This is a genomic window from Streptomyces pseudogriseolus, assembly GCA_002154585.1.
Classification (GTDB): domain Bacteria; phylum Actinomycetota; class Actinomycetes; order Streptomycetales; family Streptomycetaceae; genus Streptomyces; species Streptomyces pseudogriseolus.
In genome coordinates this window covers 1-20,830 of sequence record MUNG01000211.1, presented here as the reverse complement: position 1 = coordinate 20,830, position 20,830 = coordinate 1, and the positions used below count along the sequence as shown (strand labels likewise).

General features: G+C 71.8%; 17 protein-coding genes. 10 read left to right on the top strand and 7 right to left on the bottom strand.

Annotation, left to right across the window (positions count from 1 at the left end; translation table 11 throughout):
* Positions 1 to 44 precede the first annotated feature (44 nt).
* Complete coding sequence (locus CCN29_RS19805; RefSeq protein WP_086683455.1) at positions 45 to 2,630, bottom strand: GmrSD restriction endonuclease domain-containing protein; 2,586 nt, start codon at positions 2,628 to 2,630, stop codon at positions 45 to 47.
* Between the two features lie 217 nt (positions 2,631 to 2,847).
* Between CCN29_RS19805 and CCN29_RS19800 the strand changes: the two genes are divergently transcribed.
* From CCN29_RS19800 to CCN29_RS19790, 3 genes are all read left to right on the top strand, one after another.
* Positions 2,848 to 3,195, top strand: a complete 348-nt coding sequence (locus CCN29_RS19800; protein ID WP_039987105.1) for a hypothetical protein — start codon at positions 2,848 to 2,850, stop codon at positions 3,193 to 3,195.
* Between the two features lie 54 nt (positions 3,196 to 3,249).
* Positions 3,250 to 4,161 carry an oxygenase MpaB family protein gene (locus tag CCN29_RS19795; protein WP_442538417.1) on the top strand — a complete coding sequence of 304 codons (912 nt, stop codon included), beginning with the start codon at positions 3,250 to 3,252 and terminating at the stop codon, positions 4,159 to 4,161.
* 189 nt (positions 4,162 to 4,350) lie between these two features.
* Entirely contained in the window at positions 4,351 to 5,571 is a 1,221-nt protein-coding gene (locus CCN29_RS19790) for an oxygenase MpaB family protein (RefSeq protein WP_086683453.1), read from the top strand.
* Positions 5,572 to 5,638: 67 nt separating this feature from the next.
* Here CCN29_RS19790 and CCN29_RS19785 read toward each other — a convergent pair whose 3' ends face one another.
* The 4 genes from CCN29_RS19785 to CCN29_RS19770 all read right to left on the bottom strand — a co-directional run bounded on the left by CCN29_RS19785 (position 5,639) and on the right by CCN29_RS19770 (position 9,312).
* Positions 5,639 to 6,835: a TetR/AcrR family transcriptional regulator gene (locus tag CCN29_RS19785; protein ID WP_006131976.1), complete on the bottom strand. Its 1,197-nt coding sequence runs from the start codon at positions 6,833 to 6,835 to the stop codon at positions 5,639 to 5,641.
* Between the two features lie 96 nt (positions 6,836 to 6,931).
* Positions 6,932 to 8,023: an NAD(P)-dependent alcohol dehydrogenase gene (locus tag CCN29_RS19780; RefSeq protein WP_086683450.1), complete on the bottom strand. Its 1,092-nt coding sequence runs from the start codon at positions 8,021 to 8,023 to the stop codon at positions 6,932 to 6,934.
* Positions 8,020 to 8,523, bottom strand: coding sequence for a DUF4334 domain-containing protein (locus tag CCN29_RS19775; protein ID WP_006131974.1), 504 nt, complete (start codon positions 8,521 to 8,523; stop codon positions 8,020 to 8,022). The genes CCN29_RS19780 and CCN29_RS19775 overlap by 4 nt, the downstream gene beginning before the upstream one ends.
* Before the next feature lie 78 nt (positions 8,524 to 8,601).
* Positions 8,602 to 9,312 (bottom strand): TetR/AcrR family transcriptional regulator, encoded by a 711-nt coding sequence (locus tag CCN29_RS19770; RefSeq protein ID WP_006131973.1) that lies wholly within the window; start codon positions 9,310 to 9,312, stop codon positions 8,602 to 8,604.
* Positions 9,313 to 9,569: 257 nt separating this feature from the next.
* Between CCN29_RS19770 and CCN29_RS19765 the strand changes: the two genes are divergently transcribed.
* The 6 genes from CCN29_RS19765 to CCN29_RS19740 all read left to right on the top strand — a co-directional run bounded on the left by CCN29_RS19765 (position 9,570) and on the right by CCN29_RS19740 (position 18,342).
* A complete protein-coding gene (locus CCN29_RS19765; RefSeq protein ID WP_006131972.1) occupies positions 9,570 to 10,724 on the top strand; it encodes a CaiB/BaiF CoA transferase family protein in 1,155 nt (384 codons plus the stop codon).
* A complete protein-coding gene (locus CCN29_RS19760) occupies positions 10,724 to 11,749 on the top strand; it encodes an LLM class F420-dependent oxidoreductase (protein WP_006131971.1) in 1,026 nt (341 codons plus the stop codon). Before CCN29_RS19765 ends, CCN29_RS19760 begins: the two co-directional genes overlap by 1 nt.
* Positions 11,746 to 12,909: an acyl-CoA dehydrogenase family protein gene (locus CCN29_RS19755; protein WP_442538416.1), complete on the top strand. Its 1,164-nt coding sequence runs from the start codon at positions 11,746 to 11,748 to the stop codon at positions 12,907 to 12,909. Before CCN29_RS19760 ends, CCN29_RS19755 begins: the two co-directional genes overlap by 4 nt.
* A gap of 52 nt (positions 12,910 to 12,961) precedes the next feature.
* On the top strand, positions 12,962 to 14,176 hold the full coding sequence (locus CCN29_RS19750) for an acetyl-CoA C-acetyltransferase (protein ID WP_086683447.1): 1,215 nt from the start codon (positions 12,962 to 12,964) through the stop codon (positions 14,174 to 14,176).
* Between the two features lie 50 nt (positions 14,177 to 14,226).
* On the top strand, positions 14,227 to 16,407 hold the full coding sequence (locus CCN29_RS19745; RefSeq protein ID WP_006131968.1) for a 3-hydroxyacyl-CoA dehydrogenase NAD-binding domain-containing protein: 2,181 nt from the start codon (positions 14,227 to 14,229) through the stop codon (positions 16,405 to 16,407).
* Positions 16,408 to 16,512: 105 nt separating this feature from the next.
* Positions 16,513 to 18,342 (top strand): AMP-dependent synthetase/ligase, encoded by a 1,830-nt coding sequence (locus tag CCN29_RS19740; protein WP_086683444.1) that lies wholly within the window; start codon positions 16,513 to 16,515, stop codon positions 18,340 to 18,342.
* 70 nt (positions 18,343 to 18,412) lie between these two features.
* Here the strand turns inward: CCN29_RS19740 and CCN29_RS19735 are convergent, their stop codons facing one another.
* Entirely contained in the window at positions 18,413 to 19,552 is a 1,140-nt protein-coding gene (locus tag CCN29_RS19735) for an acyl-CoA dehydrogenase family protein (protein WP_006131966.1), read from the bottom strand.
* Between the two features lie 126 nt (positions 19,553 to 19,678).
* Between CCN29_RS19735 and CCN29_RS19730 the strand changes: the two genes are divergently transcribed.
* The gene (locus CCN29_RS19730) at positions 19,679 to 20,305 is read left to right on the top strand and encodes a TetR/AcrR family transcriptional regulator (RefSeq protein WP_006131965.1); all 627 of its coding nucleotides are present in this window, start codon (positions 19,679 to 19,681) and stop codon (positions 20,303 to 20,305) included.
* Positions 20,306 to 20,347: 42 nt separating this feature from the next.
* Here CCN29_RS19730 and CCN29_RS19725 read toward each other — a convergent pair.
* The coding region (locus tag CCN29_RS19725) for an aldehyde dehydrogenase family protein (protein ID WP_143661345.1) at positions 20,348 to 20,830 on the bottom strand (483 nt) is incomplete at its 5' end.

Below are 20,830 nucleotides of genomic sequence, written 5' to 3'. Positions count from 1 at the left end.
TGAGCACCGCCCGCCGGGTGCCAGGAGCACCCGGCGGGCGGTGCTCATGATGAGTTCCTGCTGTCCCAGCGGTCCCGGAACCATGTCAGCGCTTCGAGCAGCAGCGTTCGGTTGCTGTCCTTCTCGAAGAGGGAGAGGCGGATGTTGGGACGCAGCTCCAGCTTGCCGTCCGGGATGTCGACACCGTCCAGGGCGTTGAGACGTGTGAGGAACTCGGCGCGCAGCGCACGGTCGGTGAACGGCTCCCGGGCAGCCATGTACTGGAACACCACCTCCGCGGTACCCCCTCGGCCGGCCCCCGGATACAAGGTCATGGGCCAGATGCCCCGACCGGGAGCCCCCGCCTCCCCGAGCATGAGATACGCGCTGGTGGTGACGTGACCGGCGCCGTGGCCGATCCAGCCGCCCAACGACTCCCAGTGGGTGAAGACGGCACGGACCGCTTCAACGGTCTCGGCGGAGTCATCCGCAGCGAGCTGGCGGAAGAATCGTTCGGCACGGGTCTCCGCTTCCGGTGCGGCCGCGGTCTCGTGCTGGGCGGTGTCCTCGCCGTCCGCACGGTCGTCGTCCGTGCCGGCGAGCAGGGAGGCGAGCTCGTCGGCGGTGAGCCGCTGAACCGGGTCGGCCGCGCCCGACGCCGTGAAGCGGATGCCGTCGGCGGTCAGCCGGGCCCGGACGTCGGCGTGCCCCTCGTCCTGGGGCGTCGCCCACCGGAAGCCGTCGGAGACCCTGCCTTCGGAGGTCAGGACGCGGTACGCATTGATCACCCCAGGCGTGTTGGCCAGATGGTTGCCCACGGCCTGGGCCCCGGAGCCGAGGAAAGCGGCGAGATCGCCGTACGAGGTCCACGTGCCGTGGGGGAGTGCGGCGAGGACCTCGTGGGCCAGCTGCCAGTCACGGTTGCGCTCCGCCCTGCCCACTCCGCGCAACGGCGCGGGCCACAGCGTGATGGCGCGGTTGGCGAGTTCGTCGGCGCGGGTGAGGATCTCGCGCACGCCCCAGCGCTCGGTGGCGGCGATGCGGCGGTTCATCTCCAGGTGGCTGCCCCGCAGCAGGGTCTGCTTGCGCTCGAAGGGGTGGTTGGACAGCTCGGCATTGACGGCGGTCAGGGTCAGGTTGCCGAGGGTGTGCTGGAACCGGGCGTGCAGTTCCTCAGGGGTCTCCGCATCGTCGGCCTCCTCGCTCAGCGCGCGCAGCCACTCGTCGCCGGGAGACTGCGGCATGACGTGCTCGACGGTGAGCTGCGCGGCGGCGAAGTCGACCGGTTCGGGATGCCCGTAGCTCTCCTCCAGCCGTTGCAGCACCAGCTTGCGCTGCTGCCACCGGCCGTACTGGTAGAACGGCGCGGTCCTGATCTTTTGGCGCAGTTCCGCGTCGTCGGGCCAGAAGCGATTCTCGGAGGAGAGGAGCCGGTGCAGCCCTTCGGCGACCGGCACATCGCCCGGAAGCTGCCCGGGAACGGCCTGGAAGATGCGGTTGAGGTTGTTCGTCGGGACCCGGCAGATCATCCGGCGGACGAGGAAGCTTTCGATGTACGCCAGGGCGCGGACCATGCCGGCGGAGTCCAGCTCCCCCCGCTCACGCCGGTCGAACAGCAGCATCAGCGCGGGGTAGGTGGCCGAGGCCTGCCATGCGTCCAGGCGACGCAGCGCCTCCCGGACCGACGGGTCGGGCTCCTCCTCGGGGTGCAGCAGCCGGCGGAAGTGCGCGCTGCGGCGGTGCAGCTTCCTGATGTAGGCCTCTATCTCCTCGTCGCCGGCCTTCTTTTCCTCGAAGCGCCTCTGCTGGGCGGCGTACAGGTCCTGGCGGCGAACCCGGTCGTCCCCGTCGAGTACGAGCTGCAGCCACATGAGCTGTTCGAGCTCGTCATTGCTCAGGCTGTTCTGCAGGGGCAGCCAGTAGGTCGTGTAGATGTGCTCGCCGCGCGCTTCGAGTTTCATGAAGAGGTAGTTGCGGAGCAGGTCGGCCTGACTCAGCTTGAGACCGGTGTTGTTGAGCGACTCGAAGATGCGGTGCACGTTGTCGCGGCGTTCGGCGGTCACCGCCACCAGGGCCAGCCGTGACGTGATCGCCTGCTCGATCCGGAACACGTCCTGTGGTGCGGCCGGGGCCTCCGCCTCGACCAGCTTCTTCCGGAAGAAGGCGTAGGCGGTGGCGACTCCGCTGCCGGCCCCCTGGCCGGTGACGGTGCCGTGGATGTGCGCGGTGAACTGTGCCCGGTCCGCCTGGGTGGGCAACAGACGGAGACGGTCGTCACCGGTCTTCCATTTGTTGATCAGATATTGCTCGTTGATACGGTCCGCCTCGCTCGGTGCGGCTTCTGCGACGTGGTCGCGAATCGCGGCCAGGGCCAGGGACAGCGTGGTCAGCCGCTGCTGGCCGTCGACGACGAGCCAGCGCGGGAAGGTCGCGTCGTTCTGGGGTGAGGGGGCGAGTACCACCGAGCCCAGGAAGTGCGTGCTGCCCTTGTCCTCCGCCGACTCCACTAACCCGGCCTGTTCCGCGATGTCGTTCCACAGCTGCTTGAGTTGTTTCTCGGTCCAGGAATACGTCCGCTGGTACAGCGGCACCTGGAACTGCTGAGTTCGGCCCTGCATCAGATCGGCGAACAACGTCTCCTTGGCCTGCATGGTGGCCCCCCTTGATCGGCGGTCGTTCGCGCCGATTACAGCAGGCTCGGCCGCTGTGTGCAGCGGGAAGAGCCAGGATGCACGGGATCGAATGGCTTCTGATCAACCGTGGTGGCGGAAACACGACCGTGACCCGCGTGAACGTCGCAGAGCGCTCGTCACGGCGGGCATCCAAAGGCGTGGAGGGGAGGCGCTGTCTTCCCTTATCTTGACCCCCATGCCTCCCGCCAAGACCTCCTTCGTCTGCCTGCCGTGCCGGGCCTCCTACAAGCAGCCGCATCCGGCGCGGACGCGGGACGGCGAGACCGAGCGGCGGGTCTGCCCGCGCTGTACCGGCACGCTGATCCACGTCGGCTCCGCCTTCGCCCCGCCGCCGCGCAGGGACACCGAGGGCTGGAGGGTGTTGTCCGTGCTGTTGCACGCCGGTGTCCGCTTCCACAAGAGCTGCTGCTGCGGGCCGGGGTACCGTCCGCGCACGCTCCGCGAGGTGCGCGAGCGGATGGCGTACGCCCGGCGTACGGGAGAGCCGATCGCGAAGGCGCTGGTAGGTCCCGACCTGCCCTGACGCCGCTGCGGACGCGCCCGTACCGCTACGGGAGGGGCGTGGGAGGCTGGAGGTATGGACACGGGACGGGCGGCGCACTCCGCCGGCGAGGCGATACCGGGACCGGTGGCGGGCGGCGACCGCACGTTCCCTGCCGAGCGCACCGACCCCGTGCCCTTCACCCCCGACACCCTCCTCTGGGACATGGCCGGCGACATCCGCGTCCTGCTCTACCTCCCCGCCGCCCTCGTCCTCCAGGTCGCGCACCCGGCCGTCGGCGCCGGGGTCGACGAGCACAGCGTCTTCCGCACCGACCCCTGGGGCCGCGCCCGCCGCTCGCTGGACTCGCTGCAGCTGTGGGTATACGGCGGCGATGGCGCCGTCGAGGAGGGGCGCCGGTTGCGCCGGCTGCACCGGGACATCAAGGGGACCGACACCCGGGGGCGCGCGTACCACGCGCTGAACCCCGCCCCCTACGCCTGGGTGCACGCCACCGGCTTCCCTGTCTTCCTGCGCGCCGCCGAGTACCTCTTCCACCCGTTCGACGAGGCGGGGGAGCGGCGGCTGCACGCGGAGGCGCGCAGGCTCGGGCGCATCCTCGGCATCCGGGAGCGCGACATGCCGGGCTCCGTCGAGGAGTTCTGGACCTACTTCGACACGGTCGTCCACGACGAGCTCGAACGGACCGTCATCGTGGAGGAGTTGCTCGACCCGCGCCGGTCCGTGCCGCCCCCGGACGGGGCGGCGGCGGTGCTGCGGCTGCTCTGGCCCGTGCTGCGGCCCGCCCTGCTGCGGCTCCAGGTCTTCGTCACGAAGGGGCTGTTGCCTCCCGTCGCGCGTGAACGGCTGGACGTTCCCTGGACGCCGCGTGACGAGCGGCGGCTGCGACTGCTCGGCCGTGTCGTCCGCACCGTGGTACCGCGCCTGCCGGAACGGCTCCGCTACCTGCCCTCCGCCCACGCCGCCCGCCGCGCCGCCCGCGCCTGACCCTCCGGTCGCCCGCCTCGCCCCGGCCAGGCACCTCCGTCATGCCCATTGCCCACCCCCGCCGACCCTCGCTATGTTAATCAGGAATCACATCCGTGCGACGAGGTTCGACACTGCATCTGTCGCGCAACTGGCAAGTCTGCAAGGGCATCCCGAACCGTCCCTCATCTCAGGGAAGCAGGTAAGTCAATGGAGAACCTCAGCAGGAGAAGGGCGTTGACCCTCGGCGTCGCGCTGGGCCTCGTCGGCGCCGCCGCGCCCGTGCCCGCCTGGGCGTCGGCCGGCTCGGCCGCCGGAGCAGCCGGAACCGCCGCCGGGGCCGCCGCAGGGCCCGGACCGGAGTGGATCTGGGACGACGCGGCGGACCCGCTGATGGTCCGGATGATCGAGGGCGGCCACGTCCCGGCGATCAACCGGGCATGGGAGTCCTGGGTGAACAACAACGACCCGATCCCCGGCGGCCTCCCCTCCGACTTCGCCGCCTACCTGGCGCAGGCCAACCGGCTGCCCTCCTGGGCCGACCAGGCCAAACTCGACCGCGCCGCCGACTTCAACCGGCGCCGTGACACGTACCTGTTCATGCTGTACGGCCTCGGCAGCGGCATCATGAGCACCGTCATCCCACGCGAGGCCAAGAGCGTCTACTGGTCGGCGGGCGGCGCCGACATGCAGGACCGCGCGGCCAAGACGTTCACCTTCGGCTACGACCTCTCCGAGCTCGGCGCCTTCAAGCCGACCGGGCAGTTCGTCGTCACCGCGAACAAGACCCGCGTGGTGCACGCCGCCGTACGGCACCTGCTGCCGCAGTCGCCGCACTGGAAGGCCGTCGCCGACGAGTCCGTCCCGATCAGCGCCGCGGACATCCTCGTCACCTTCCACAGCCTCGGCACCTACGTGCACCAGAAGCTGATCGAGTGGAGGATCCCCTACCCGGCCGCCGACCAGGAGGCCTTCCTGCACATGTGGCAGGTCGCCATCCACCTGCTCGGCGTCCCCCACGAGCACATTCCGAAGACCTGGGCCGAGGCGATCGCGCAGTCGCAGCGGGTCCTCACGCCGATCCTCACCCCGTCGACCGAGGGCATCAAGCTCGCGGAGGACCTCCTCGGACTGACCGCCCAGATCGATCTCGGCGTCACCCGCGGCTTCCTCAACGAGTTCGTGCGCTACGTCCTCAGCGACCAGGTCGGCGACTGGCTCGGCCTGCGCCGCGACTACGCGGCCGCCGCCCTGGTGCGCACGGCCTGGCCGGCGTTCATCCTCTTCCGTGAGGGTCTGTCGCCCGTGATGCCCGGCACGTTCTACATGTTCGACCAGTTCGTCCGGGCCCTGGCCATGCTGTTCCTCAACAAGGGGGAGTCCGGCAGGACCACGCCCATCACCATCCCCACCGGAAACCGGGCGGGCTGAGCCGACAGAACCGGCAGAACACCGGCACGACCCCGCTCCACGTCAACCGCGTCGAGAGGGGGCGGGGTCACACGCCCAGGGCGCCCAGGACCAGCGCCGTGACCGCCTCGCGGTGCTCCGGGGTGTCCTGCCAGCGCAGGGTCCGCCCCGCCTCGACCACCACGCCGAAACCCGCGTGCACCAGCACCCGGGTCTGCCGGGGGTCCAGCCCCGGACGGACCTGCCGCAGCTGCTGCTCCCACACGGCGATGTGCTCCCGCTGAGCCTGCACCACCGGCCGTCTCAACGCATCGGGCAGTCCGCCGAGTTCGGCCTCAGCCACGCTGTTCAGCTCGGTGTGCTCGAAGCTGTACGCCACGTACGTCGAGGCCAGCGCGACCAGCGCCTCGCGCGGGTCGGCCACCCCCTGCAGGCTCCGCTCCACCCCCTGCGACAGCAGCGCCGCCGCCTGGAGGCAGGCCGCCGCCAGAATGTCGATCTTCCCGGGGTAGTGACGGTACAACGCAGACGGGGTCAGACCCACCGCCCGCGCGATCTGCCCGTTGGTGACGCTGGCGAAGCCGTTGCGCGCGAACAGCGGCACGGACGCGGCGAGGATCTCCGCACGCCGGGTGCGCGGGACGGGCCGGGCGGGCAGCTCCACCGGGTGTGCCCCGGCCGGCACCTCCGCGGAGTCGCTCGCCGCCGCCCCGAGCGCGGCCGTCAAGAGCAGGTCCTCCGCACGCCGTTGGGCGATGGAGGTGTGGTGCATCGTGACCGACCCGATCGCGCCGAGCGCCGCCACCGCCCGCAGCCGCTCGTCCGGCAGCGGGTGCTCGCGCCGCACCGCCTCCTCGACCCGCTCGACCAGACGCCCGAACTTCACCCGCAGCCGCCGGCGGTCCTCCCGGTTGAGGTAGCGCGCCTCCCAGCGGTACACACCGCCCGACGCGCGGTGCGCCACCGTGATCCGGGTGAGCGCCGTCAGCACGTCCGTGAGGCTCGCCCCGGGCGGCACCTCGTCGAGCGCCTCGACCAGCCCGTCCACCATGACGTCCGCGCACTCCGCGAACAGGGCGTACTTGTTGGGGAAGTGCCGGTACAGCGCCGCCGCCGAGATGCCCACCTGCGCGGCGACCTCCTCCATGGAGGCCGTGTGGTAGCCGCGCTCGCTGAAGACCCGCCCGGCCGCCTCGACGATCAGCTGTCTGCGGTTACGAGGCCGCGTGCCCGGAGCGGGCTCGGCGGGCGCGGTCGAGCGGGCGGACGAGGAGGCGGGAGCCATGGCGTTCAGTCAATCACACGGGGTGAGGCGGCCGGGTGCCCTCCGTTTCCCGCACCGACGGGGGACCGGACGTCCTCCCGTGGGTGCCGGCGCCCCTCAGTCGAACACGAGCACCGGCTTCACCACCCCGCCCTCCTCCATCGCCTCCACCGCCGCCCCGATGTCCTCGAACGGGAACGTCGTCACCAGCGTCTCCAGCGGGAACAGCCCCCGGCGCCACAGGCCGATCAGGTCCGGCAGGAAGCGGGAGGGACGGGAGTCGCCCTCGATCACCCCGTGCACCCGCACCCCCTTCGCCAGGAGCGGCATCACGTCGAACGTCACCTCGCCGCCCAGGCCGACCAGCGCCAGCTCGCCGCGGGGGCGCAGCGCGGCGACGGCCTGACGGGCCACCTCCGGGCGTCCCGTCGTCTCCACCACATGGTGCGCGCCGCCGCCCGTGAGGTCCCGCAGCGTCTCCACCAGACCGTCCCCGGGAGGGAGCGCCGCCTTCGCGCCCAGCTCGACCGCCAGGGCCCGGCGCGCGGCGACGGGGTCGACCGCCACCACCGGGTCACAGCCCACCGCCACCGCCGCCATCACCGCGCTCAGCCCGACACCGCCCGCCCCCGTCACGACCAGGGACGCGCCGGGTTCGGGCCGCAGCCGGTTGAGCACCGTGCCCGCGCCTGTCTGCCCGCTGCACCCGAGCGGCGCGGCGACCTCGTCGGGCAGGTCCGCCGGCACCGGGACCACACCCCGCTCCCGCACCACCGCGTACGTGGCGAAGCTGGACTGGCCGAAGAAGCCGCCGTGCACGGGAGAGCCGTCGCGGGCGAGGGGAGTGGTGCCGTCGGCGCGCCCGCCGGAGAAGTTCAGAGTCCGCGCGTGCAGACAGTACGCGGGATGGCCCGTCGCGCACTGCTCGCACGCGCCGCAGCTCGCGAAGGTGAGGCAGACCCGGTCGCCGGGCGCCACGCCCCTCACCTGCGTGCCGACCGCCTCGACCCGTCCCGCGCCCTCGTGACCGAAGACCATCGGGGTGAGCCGCTCCGGCCAGGTGTCCCGCATGCCCAGATCGGTGTGGCAGACGCCGGCCGCGGTCATCCGCACCAGCACCTCGTCCGGCCGTGGCGCGCCGAGGTCGAGGTCCCGCACGGTGAACGGCGCGCCCGGCGCGTCGGCGACCGCCGCGCGGATCCGTCTCACGCGCCGTCTCCCGTGCGACCGGCTCCGGAGCCGGGAACGCGCTCCAGGTAGAAGTAGTAGTACGGCCCCTCGGCCGGCACACCCTTCCCGTTCATGATCCCCAGCAGCGTCCTGTCGTCCACCCACTTGAAGTGGTCGAACACCGGCCGCCCGTCGTACACCATCGTCGCCGTGGACTCGCCCCGGAACTCCACCGTCCACAGGCTCGCCTCGCCCTGCCCCAGCTCGGAGTTCGAATACAGCTCGCCCGCTTCGTTCCGGCACATCAACGGCTTGGCGTCGTGCAGCGAGTGGAACGTCTTGCCGTACCAGCCGGCCTTCTCCAGCATGCCGTTGAGCGGGTGGCCGGTGTCGAACTCGCCGCCCTTCCACACCCCGAGGATCTCCTCGGGGCGGACCGTCGGCAGCACGTCCCAGATCGCGTCCAGCTCGCCGGGATCGACCCGGCCGTCCCGCCCCGCGAGCTCACGGAACAGGGATCGAGCCTCGTGCACGTCCATCTCAGGTGTCCTCTCGTCGCTCGGTGCGGCCACGCGGCCGTCGCCTTCAGGGCCGGCGCGGTCAGGACCCGGAGTGCCTCAGCCCGACGACGCGCGGGACGCCGCTCCCCGCCCCGCCGGGGTCCGCCGCGGGAACGGCAGGACGACGTCGCCGGCGACCGCGGCCGGGTGGCCCACCGTGCCCAGACTCAGCAGCACATGCCGTTCCGCGACCTCCTCGGCGGTGAGCGGGCCGTCCTCGCGGAACCAGTTGGCGACGCCTTGGCACATCACGAGGACCGAGCGCACCGCGTCGGCCGGGATGGGCGTGGTGAACACGCCCTGGGCGCGGCCCTCCTCGACCGTGTCGAGCAGCATGTGCTCCAGATAGTCGCGCAGGGCGACGTAACGGGCCCGGTTCTGCGGCTCCAGGCTGCGTATCTCCGTGTCCAGAAAAGCCAGTTGGCGACGGTGGGCCATGTACAGGACGATCGACTCGACCATGCCGCAGAAGCGGGCCAGCGGATCGTCCCCGGCCTCCCGGGCCGCGGCGCGGCAGCGGTCCAGGACGTCCTTGATGGACGTCTCCAAAAGCGTCGCCAGCAGCGCCTGCTTGTTCTCGTAGTGGTAGTACAGCGCGGGCACGGTGACCCCGACCCGGCCGGCGATGTCCCGGACCGAAGTGCCGTGATAGCCCTGCTCGTTGAAGGCCCGCATGGCGTGCATCAGGATCGGGTGCAGGTCGAGCGGGGCGTAGGAGCGCCAGTGTCCCGCCGACGGGGTGGTCTCCTGGCTGGGCACGGTGTTCAACGGCTCTCCTCCGGGGCTGCGGCGGTCGGCGTCATCGTAGGGCGGTGCGTCCGGCCCGTCCCTCCTTCTCACTTAGCGATCGTTCAGGAGATCGCGGTACGCGACGGCCGACTCGCAGCCACTGTCCCCCTCCGCATCCGGAAAAACAAGTCCTGCACGAGGAGTTGACCGTCCCGCGTACCACTCCTACGTTGAGCGAACGCTCAGTAAGTCCCCGGTCGCCGTGGCGGTTCCGCCGCGCACCGAGAGAGGAACCCATGAGCCCCACTGTCACCCACCGTCCCCGCCGCACGGTCGCGGGCCCGCTGGACGGTGTGCGCGTGGTCGAACTGGCCGGCATCGGGCCGGGACCGTTCGCCGCGATGCTGCTCGCCGACCTGGGCGCCGACGTGGTGCGGGTGGACCGCCCCGGCCGCGCCCCGCTCGGCGGCGACCCCGCCCGCGACCTGACCAACCGCAACAAGCGGTCCGTCGTCGTCGACCTCAAGACGTCCCAAGGGCCCGCGACCGTGCGGGCGTTGGCGGCGCGCGCGGACATCCTGCTGGAGGGGTACCGGCCGGGCGTCGCGGAGCGGCTCGGCGTCGGCCCCGAGGACTGCATGGCCGCCAACCCCGCGCTGGTGTACGGCCGGATGACCGGCTGGGGACAGGACGGCCCGCTCGCCCCGCTGGCCGGCCACGACATCGGCTACATCGCCACCGCCGGCGCCCTGTCCATGATGGGGCCGGCCGACGGCCCGCCCGTCTTCCCCGCCAACCTGCTCGGCGACTACGCGGGCGGCTCCCTCTACCTCACCACCGGCGTCCTCGCCGCGCTGCTCACCGCCCGCACCACCGGCCACGGCCAGGTGGTGGACGCCGCCATCGTCGACGGCACCGCCCACCTGACCAGCCTGTTCTGGGGCATGCTCGCCGAGGGCACCTGGCGCGACGCACGCGGCCGCAACCTGCTCGACGGCGGCTGCCCCTACTACGCCGTCTACGGGACCTCCGACGGCGGCTGGATGGCGGTCGGCGCCCTCGAACCCCACTTCTACGCCGTGTTCGTCTCCCTGCTCGGCCTGGACGCCGACCAGCTTCCCGACCGCACCGACCCGCGCAACTGGCCCGCCCTGCGCGCCATGTTCACCGCCCGCTTCACAACCGCGACCCGTGCCCGCTGGACGGCCGTCTTCGAAGGCACCGACGCCTGTGTCGCCCCCGTGCTGACCCTGACCGAGGCGGCGGAGCACAAGCACCTCACCGCGCGCGGCACATACACCGAGGCACACGGCGTCACCCAGCCCGCCCCCGCACCCCGCTTCTCCGGCACGCCCGGCACGCTCCGGCGTCCGCCGGCCGTCCCCGGCGCCCACACCCTCGACGTGGCCCGCGACTGGGACGTGCCCGACCTGCTGAAGGACCACTGCTGATGGAACTGTCCTCACCCCTGGCCTACGCGGAGGACCCGCGCACAGCCGCAGACCGTGCCGCCGCCCTGGAGTCCGCCGGGCTCGACGCCGTGTGGGTCGCCGAGGCCTACGGCTTCGACTCCCCGACGATCATGGGCTACCTCGCCGCGCGGACCGAGCGGATGCGCATCGGCTCCGCCATCCTCAACGTCTACTCCCGCACTCCCGCCCTGATCGCCCAGACCGCCGCCGGACTCGACGCGATCAGCGGCGGTCGCGCCCTCCTCGGCGTCGGCGCCTCGGGACCACAGGTCGTCGAGGGCTGGCACGGCCGCCTCTACGACCGTCCGCTCGGCCGCGCCCGCGAGGTGATCCAGCTCTCCCGGCGGATCTGGCGGCGCGAGGTGATCGAGCACCACGGCATCACCGACCTGCCCGTCCCGCCCGAGAAGGGCGGCACCCTCGGCAAACCCCTCAAGCTGCTCAACCACCCGGTCCGCGACACCATCCCGGTGTACCTCGCCGCCCTCGGCCCGGCCAGCGTGCGCACGGCCGCCGAGATCGCCGACGGCTGGCTGCCGTTCCTCTACGCCCCCGAGCACGCGGAGAAGGTGTGGGGCCTCGCCCTCGCCGAGGGCACGGCGAAACGTGACCCCGCGCTCGGCCCGCTCCAGGTCGTCGCCGGCGGACTGCTCGCGATCGGCGGCGACGCCGCGGCCGTACGCGACCTGATGCGCCCCACCGTCGCCCTCTACGTCGGCGGCATGGGCGCCCCCGGCCGCAACTTCTACTTCGACCTCGTCAGCTCCTACGGCTACGAGGCCGCCGCGACCGCGATCCAGGAGCACTACCTCGCCGGACGCAAGAAGGACGCGGAGGCCGCCGTACCGGCCGAACTGCTGGAGCAGCTGTGCCTGGCCGGCCCCGAGGGTCACGTCCGCGACCGCGTCGAGGTGTTCCGCGAGGCGGGCGTGACCATGCTCAACGTCACCCCCGTCGGCCCCGACCCCGCCCGACTGATCGAGCTTGTGAGGAGCTGGCTGTGACCCTGCCGCAACGCACCCCGGACCGCCCCCTGTACGGACCTGACCACGAGGCGTTCCGCGAGACGGTGCGGGCCTTCCTCACCAAGGAGGTGCTGCCGCACCACGAACGCTGGGAGAGGGACGGGGTGGTGGACCGCGAGGTGTGGCGCGCGGCAGGCCGCCAGGGACTGCTGGGCATGGCTGTCGACGAGGAGTACGGCGGCGGGGGCATCGACGACTTCCGTCACAGCGCCGTCCTCATCGAGGAGTTCGCCCGCGCCGGAGCCTCCGGTGTCGCGATCAGCCTGCACAACGACATCGTCGGCCCCTACCTCACCCGCCTCGCGAGCGACGAGCAGAAGCGCCGCTGGCTGCCCGGCTTCACCTCCGGCGACCTCGTCACCGCCATCGCCATGACCGAACCCGGCGCTGGGTCCGACCTCCAGGGCATCCGCACCACCGCCACCGACCGGGGCGACCACTACCTGCTCAACGGCGCCAAGACGTTCATCTCCAACGGCGTCCTCGCCGACCTCGTCGTCGTGGTCGCCCGCACCACCCCCGAGGGCGGCAGTGGCGGACAGAGCCTGCTCGTCGTCGAGCGCGGCATGGACGGCTTCGAGCGCGGTCGCAACCTCGACAAGATCGGCCAGAAGGCGCAGGACACCGCCGAGCTGTTCTTCACCGACGTGCGCGTCCCCAAGGGGAACCTGCTGGGTGAGGAGAACCAGGCCTTCGCCTACCTGATGGGCAACCTCGCCCAGGAGCGGCTGGCCATCGCCGTCGGCGCCGCCGCCGCGGCCGAGGAGATCCTCGACGTCACCACCCGCTACGTGAGGGAACGCGAGGCGTTCGGCAAGCCGCTCGCCCGGCTCCAGCACATCCGCTTCGAGATCGCCGAGATGGCCACCGAGAACGCCGTCACCCGCGCCTTCGTGGACCGCTGCGTCGCCGACCACAGCGACGGCCGGCTCGACGCCGTGCACTCCTCGATGGCCAAGTGGTGGGCCACCGAACTCAACAAGCGCGTCGTCGACCGGTGCCTCCAACTCCACGGCGGCTACGGCTACATGAGCGAGTACAAGGTCGCCCGCGCGTTCCTCGACAGCCGCATCCAGACGATCTACGGCGGCACCACCGAGATCATGAAGGAGATCATCGGCCGCTCCCTGCTGCGCTGAGCGCCGGCCCGGCTCCGCACCCCCTGTGAACCGACCTGGAAGGGCAACCGAGGTGAGCACCGAAGCGTACGTGTACGACGCGATCCGCACCCCGCGCGGGCGCGGCAAGGCGAACGGCGCCCTGCACGGCATCAAACCCGTCGACCTGGTCGTCGGCCTGATCCACGAGATCCGCGCCCGCTTCCCCGGACTCGACCCGGCCGCCGTCGACGACATCGTCCTCGGCGTGGTCAGTCCGCTGGGTGACCAGGGCGCGGACATCGCCCGCACCGCCGCCGTCCTCGCCGGGCTGCCGGACACGGTGGCCGGCGTGCAGGAGAACCGCTTCTGTGCCTCCGGCCTCGAAGCGGTCAACATGGCGGCGATGAAAGTCCGTTCCGGCTGGGAGGACCTGGTCCTGGCGGGCGGAGTGGAGTCCATGTCCCGCGTGCCGATGGGCAGCGACGGAGGCGCCTGGGCGGCGGACCCGCGCACCAACCACGACACGGGTTTCGTCCCGCAGGGCGTCGGCGCCGACCTCATCGCGACCATGGAGGGCTTCTCCCGCCACGACGTGGACTCCTACGCGGCGCTCTCCCAGGAGCGGGCGGCCACGGCGTGGAAGGAGGGCCGTTTCGAGCGCTCCGTGATCCCCGTGCGGGACCGCAGTGGTCTCGTCGTCCTCGACCACGACGAGCACATGCGCCCGGGCACCACCGCCGAGTCGCTCGCGGCGCTCAAGCCGTCCTTCGCGGACATCGGCGAACTGGGCGGCTTCGACGCGGTGGCCCTGCAGAAGTACCACTGGGTGGAGCGCATCGAGCACGTCCACCACGCCGGGAACTCCTCCGGGATCGTCGACGGCGCCGCGCTGGTCGCGGTCGGTTCCAAGGAGGCCGGCGAGCGGTACGGGCTCACCCCGCGCGCCCGGATCGTCTCCGCCGCCGTGTCCGGCTCCGATCCCACGATCATGCTGACGGGACCGGCGCCGGCCTCCCACAAGGCGCTCGCCAAGGCCGGACTGACCGTCGACGACATCGACCTCGTGGAGATCAACGAGGCGTTTGCCGCGGTCGTGCTGCGGTTCGTGAAGGACCTGGGCTTCTCGCTGGACAAGGTGAACGTCAACGGTGGCGCCATCGCGCTCGGCCATCCCCTCGGCGCCACCGGCGCGATGATCCTCGGCACGCTGATCGACGAACTGGAGCGCCAGGACAAGCGCTACGGGCTCGTGACCCTCTGCGTCGGCGGCGGCATGGGCGTCGCCACGGTCGTCGAACGCCTCTGAACCTCTCCCCGGATCACTTGGATCACACGGATCACCAGGAGCGCATCCCCATGAGCATCGAGTCCACCACCATCCGCTGGGAGCAGGACGACACCGGCGTCGTCACCCTCGTCCTCGACGACCCCGACCAGTCGGTGAACACCATGAACGCGGCGTTCGTCGACTCGCTGGACGCCGTCACCGCGAGGCTCGCCGAGCAGCGCGACAGCGTGCGGGGCGTGATCGTCGCCTCCGCCAAGAAGAGCTTCTTCGCCGGCGGCGACCTGCACGACCTGATCTCCGTCACTCCCGGGACGGCCGGCGCCTCGTACGAGGCCGGGATGCGCGTCAAGCGGGCGCTGCGGGTCATGGAGACCCTGGGCAAGCCGGTCGTCGCCGCGATCAACGGGGCGGCGCTGGGCGGGGGCTACGAGATCGCCCTGGCCTGCCACCACCGCATCGCCCTGGACGCCCCCGGCACCAAGGTCGGCTGCCCCGAGGTCACCCTGGGCCTGCTGCCCGGAGGCGGCGGGGTCACCCGCACGGTCCGCATGTTCGGCGTGACGGAGGCGCTGCGGAAGGTGCTCCTGGAGGGCACCCGGTACGGCGCCACCCGCGCCATGGAGGAGGGTCTGGTCGACGAGGTCGTCTCCAGCCCGGACGAACTCCTCACCCGCGCGCGGGCGTTCATCGACGCCCACCCCGAGTACGCGCAACTCTGGGACGTCCCCGGCCACCGCATCCCGGGCGGCACCCCGTCGCACCCCGAGCTCGCCGCGCAGCTCCCCGCCCTGCCCGCCCTGTTGCGCAAGAAGACCGGCGGCGCCCCGTACCCCGCCCCACGCAACATCCTCGCGGCGGCCGTGGAGACCGCCCAGGTCGACGTGGACACGGCGTTCGAGATCGAGGCGCGGTACCTGACCGAGCTCGTCACCGGGCAGATCACCAAGAACATGATCCAGGGGTTCTTCTTCGACCTCCAGGCGGTCAACTCCGGCGCCGGGCGCCCGAAGGACATCCCTGCCCGCGAGGTCACCAAGGTCGCGGTGATCGGCGCGGGCATGATGGGCGCCGGCATCGCCTACTCCTGCGCCCGCGCGGGCATCGACGTCGTCCTCAAGGACGTCACCCTGGGATCGGCGCTCAAGGGCATGGGCTACTCCGAGAAGCTCTGCGCCAAGGCCGTCGCCCGCGGCCGTACGACCCAGGCGGAGGCGGACGCGCTGCTCGCCCGCATCACCCCGGCCGCGGACACCGGCGACCTGGCCGGCTGCGACGCGGTGATCGAAGCCGTCTTCGAGGACACCGCCCTCAAACACCAGGTGTTCCAGGAGATCCAGCACGTGGTCGCCCCCGACGCCCTGCTGTGCTCCAACACCTCCACCCTCCCCATCACCGTGCTCGCCAAGGGAGTCGAGCGTCCCCGCGACTTCGTCGGCCTGCACTTCTTCTCGCCCGTCGACAAGATGCCGCTGGTCGAGATCGTCAAGGGCGAGAAGACGGGGGAGGAGGCGCTGGCCCGGGCGTTCGACCTCGTCCGGCAGCTCCGGAAGACGCCCATCGTGGTCAACGACTCCCGTGGCTTCTTCACCTCCCGCGTCATCGGCCGCTTCATCGACGAGGGCGTGGCGATGGTCGGCGAGGGCATCGAGCCGGCGTCGGTCGAGCAGGCCGCGGCCCAGGCCGGGTACCCCGCCAAGGTCCTCGCCCTGATGGACGACCTCACCCTCACGCTGCCCCGCAGGATCCGTGAGGAGAACCGCCGCGCGGTCGAGGCGGACGGCGGCGCCTGGCGGCCGCATCCCGCGGACGCGGTCGTCGACCGCATGATCGACGAATTCGGCCGCCCCGGCCGGTCCGGCGGCGCGGGCTTCTACGACTACGACGAGCAGGGCAGGCGCGCCGGTCTCTGGCCCGGGTTGCGCGAGCACTTCACCTCCCCCGCCGAACAGCCCGCCGACCTCACCGAGCTGAAGGAACGGATGCTCTTCGTCGAGGCGCTGGACGCGGTCCGCTGCCTGGAGGAGGGCGTCCTTGAGTCGGTGGCCGACGCCAACGTCGGCTCGCTGCTCGGCATCGGCTTCCCGCCGTGGACGGGCGGCGTCCTGCAGTACGTCAACGGATACGACGGCGGCCTGCCCGGCTTCGTCGCCCGCGCCCGCGCGCTCGCCGCCCGGTACGGCGACCGCTTCACGCCGCCCGAGCTGCTGCTGAGCAGGTCCGGGCGTGGCGAGACCTTCACCGACGCCTGAGCGCCGCCCGTCCCCTCCGGCACCGGGTACGCCCGCAGAGGCATTCCCCCACGCCCCGGTCTCCCCGGACGTTCTCTCCCCGATCCGCGACGCAAGGAGGCCCCGATGACGTCACCACCTCCCACCGCAGGCGCCCTTCCCGCCGACCCCGCCGACCGCACCCTGCCCCAGCTGCTGGCGCACAACGCGCACGCCTACCCCGAACTGCCGGGCCTGTCCTGGCAGCCGGAGGACCCGGACGCCGAGTGGACCACGCTCACCTGGGGCGAGGTCCACGAGCACACCCGCACCCTCGCCGCCGGCTACCGGGCCCTCGGCGTCGGCCGCGGCGACCATGTGCTGCTGCTGATGGCCAACCGGCCCGAGCACTGGCTGTCCGACCTGGCGCTGGTCCGCCTGGGCGCGATCCCGGTCAGCGTCTACGGCACCGCCGCCCCCGAGCAGATCACCCACATCGCCCGCAACTGCCGTGCCCGCCTCGCCGTCGTGAGCGGGGCGGAGCACCTCCCGGTGTGGGAGCCGCTGCTGGCCGACACCGACACCCCGCTGGAACGGCTGGTGGTGGCCGGCACCGGAACGGAGGCGACGCACGTTCCGTACGCGTCGCTGCAGGACGGCCCGGTGCCGGACGAGTTCGACAAGGAACTCGACACCGTCCGGCCCGAGGACCCGCTCACCGTCGTCTACACCTCGGGCACCACCGGTGAGCCCAAGGGCGTCGTCCTCACCCACCGGGTGGTGCTGTCCAACGCGCTGGCCCTGGACGCCGTGGTGGAGCTCCCGCCGCACGTGGAGCACATCTGCTACCTGCCGTTCGCGCACATCGCCGAACGCATGCTGGGCATCTACCTGCCTTGTCACCGTGCCTCGCACGTCTACCTGTGCGCCGACCCGACGAAGGTCGGCGAGGTGGTGCGCAAGGTGCGTCCCGCGCAGTTCTTCGGCGTGCCGCGCATCTGGGAGAAGCTGTCCGCCGCCGTGCGGGCCGTGCTCTCGCTGATGCCGGACGACCAACGGGCGGTCATCGACGAGGCGTTCGAGGTGGGCCGCACGCACGTCCGGTACCGCGAGCGCGGCGAGACCCCGCCGCCCGAGCTCGAGGAGCGCTACCAGCGGGTCCGCAAGGAGGTGCTGCTGCCCATGCTGGCGGCCGGCGGTCTGGACCGGGTGACCTGGTCGGCCAGCGCGTCCGCGCCGATGCCGGTCGACGTGGTGAATTTCTGGGCCGGGTTCGGCATCGTCATCATGGACGCCTGGGGGCTGACCGAGACCACCGGGGTCGCCACCAGCAACAGCCCGAAGCTCGGCTTCCGGCTGGGCTCGGTGGGCCGCCCCGTGGAGTCCGTGGAGATCCGCATCGCCGACGACGGCGAGATCCTGGTGCGCGGCACGTCCGTGTTCGACGGCTACCTTCAACCGGACGGCTCCGTGCGGTCCGCGCTAGACGCCGACGGCTGGCTCGCCACCGGTGACATCGGCCGTCTCGACGAGGACGGCTATCTGTGGCTCACCGACCGCAAGAAGGAGATGATCATCACCTCGACCGGCAAGAACGTCTCGCCGGCCCTGGTGGAGAACGCCTTGAAGGAGCACCCTCTGATCGGCCAGGCGATGGTCCACGGCGACAACCGCTCCTACCTGGTCGCCCTGCTGGTCCTCGACCCGGAGTCCGCGCCCGCCTGGGCCGCCAAGCACGGCGTCGACACGGAGGGCGGCCTGGCCGCGCTCGTCCGGCACCCCGAGGTCCGCGCCGAGGTGGACCGCGCGGTCGCCGCCGCCAACACCCGCCTCAACCGCACCGAGCAGGTCAAGCGGTACGAGCTGCTCGCAGAGGAATGGGGCCCCGCGACCGGTGAGCTGACGCCGTCGCTGAAGATGCGGCGCCGCGTCATCCGCGACAAGTACGCCGACGCCCTGACGGCGCTCTACGACTGACCGTCACCCCCACGACGAGGGACGCCCGCCCCCTGGTCAGGGGACGGGCGGCCTTCTCGTGCGCCCGGGCTCAGAGCCCGTACGTCTTGCCGATGACGTCCCGCTGGATCTCGCTCGTCCCGCCGTACACCGTGGAGACGACCGCGGCCCGCAGATGGCGCTCCATGTCGAACTCCGTGGTGTAGCCGTAGCCGCCCATCATCTGCATGCCCTCCAGCGTGACCCGCTTGGCGAGCTCGGTGGCCTTCAGCTTGGCCATCGACGCCTCACGCGGGAACAGCTTCTCCGGGTACGCGTCGCAGTCCGACGCCACCTCGCGCACCAGCAGCCGCGTGCACTCGATTTCCGTGGCGAGGTCCGCGACCCGGTGCCGCAGCGCCTGGAACGAGCCGACGGGCCGCCCGAACTGCTCCCGCTCACGGACGTAGGCGACCGCGTCGTCGAAGGCGCGGCGGGCCAGGCCCAGCATGTTCGCGGCGAGGAAGAGCCGCTCATGGTCGAGGCCTGCCATCAGCTGCCTCCAGCCGCCGTTCACCTCACCCACCACGGAGTCCGCGGGCAGCTGTACGTCCGTGAGGTAGACGTCGTTGACCTCCCGGCCGCGCATCGTCTCGATGCCCCGGATCTCCACGCCCGGGGTGACGGCGGGCAGATGGAACATGGTCAGCCCGCCGTGCTTGTCCTCGCCGGTGCGGGCCACCAGCAAGATGCTCTCGGCGCAGTGCGCGTTGGAGATCCACGTCTTCTGGCCGTCGATCACCCAGGTGCCGTCCCGCTCCTGCCGGGCCCGGCAGCGCAGCGCCCCCACGTCGGAGCCGGCCCCCGGCTCCGACATCGCGACGGCCAGTACGTCCCCGCGCGCCACGCCGGACAGCACCTCCCGCCGCTGCCGCTCGGAGCCGAACCGCTCGTACGCCTTCGCCGTGATCACCGTGGTGATGAAGCCGCCGCACGGCACCATCCCGTACGACGTCTCCTCCAGGAACAGACACGCGTCGGATGTCCCGCCGCCGGAGCCGCCGTGCTCCTCGGGCAGGCACACCCCCAGCCAGCCCAGGTCGGCGAGCCGGTGGTACAGCTCCGGATGGTGCGCCTCGCGGCCCCCGTCCGTCAGCGCGTCACGCTGCTCCCGGGTACCGCACTCGCGCTTGGCGAAGTCGCGTACGGCCGCCGCGAACGCGGCCTGTTCCTCGGTGAGTCGACTGCCCATCAAGTCCTCCGGGATCCGGTGCCGGTCGGCGGTTCGGTACGGTGGGGCGCGTTGCGTAGTTACAAAGTTATGCTAGTTGTTTCAGCGTATCTGGGGCAGTCGTTCGCCGGTATCGTGAGGAGCACCATGAGAACTGACACGAACGACTCGTGGCTCGCCCGGGCCCTCGCCCGCCCGGAGCCCGAGGACGACACGGCGCGGCGCATCCTCGACGCGGCCCTGGAGCAGTTCACCCTCCTCGGCGTGCGCCGCTCCTCCGTCGACGACGTCGCCAAGCGTGCCGGTGTCTCCCGGGTGACCGTCTACCGGCGCTTCCAGACCAAGGACCGCCTGGTCGAGGAGACCCTTCTGCGCGAGCTGAGCCGCTTCTTCGCCCGGCTCGACGCCGCGGTGGCCGGTCTGCCGACCATGAAGGAGCGCGTCGTCGAGGGCTTCGTCGTCGCCCTGCGCCACACCCGCGCCCACCCCCTGTTCGGCGGCATGCTGCGGCTCGAACCCGAGGTGGTGCTGCCGTACCTGACCGTGCAGGGCGGCTCCTCGCTGTCCGCCACCGTCGAGTACCTGACGGGCCATCTGCGCCGGGCGCAGCAGGTCGAGGGACGGCCCGGCGAGGACCCGCGTCCGGTCGCCGAGCTGATGGTGCGGGTCGCCGTGTCCTTCCTGCTCAACCCGTCCAGCTGCATCGAGATGGAGGACGCGGAGCAGGCGCGGGCCTTCGCCCGGCGCTATCTGGCCCCGCTGCTGGAGGCCTGACCCGCCTCGGAGGGTCCTGGCGGGCCGGCGTCCGTGTGGCGTTCAGCGCCGCCGGTGCAGGGCACGCGCCAGCCGTACCGCGCGCTCACGCGTGGCCGCCGGGACCGCGAAGGAGGTCAGCGCGATCGCCGGGGCGAACCGCTGCACCGTCACCGACTGCACGGAGGTGAACGCCCGCAACCCTTCCTCGCCGTGGATCCGCCCGAACCCGGAGTCCTTCGAACCGCCGAACGGCAGCGCGGGCACCGCCGCGAAGCCCAGCACCGAGTTCACCGACACCGCGCCCGCGCGCAGCCGCGCCGCGATCGCCGCGCCGGTGCGCCCGCTCCCGCAGAACACCGCCGCGCCGAGGGCGTAACGGGAGGCGTTGGCGCGTTTCACGGCCTCGTCCACGCCCGCCACCGCGTTGATCGTCACCACCGGCCCGAACGTCTCCTCCGTCATCGCCGGCGCGTCCTCCGGCACGCCGGTCAGCACCACCGGGGCGACGTACGGCGCGCGCACCGCGGCGGGCCCGCCCAGCAG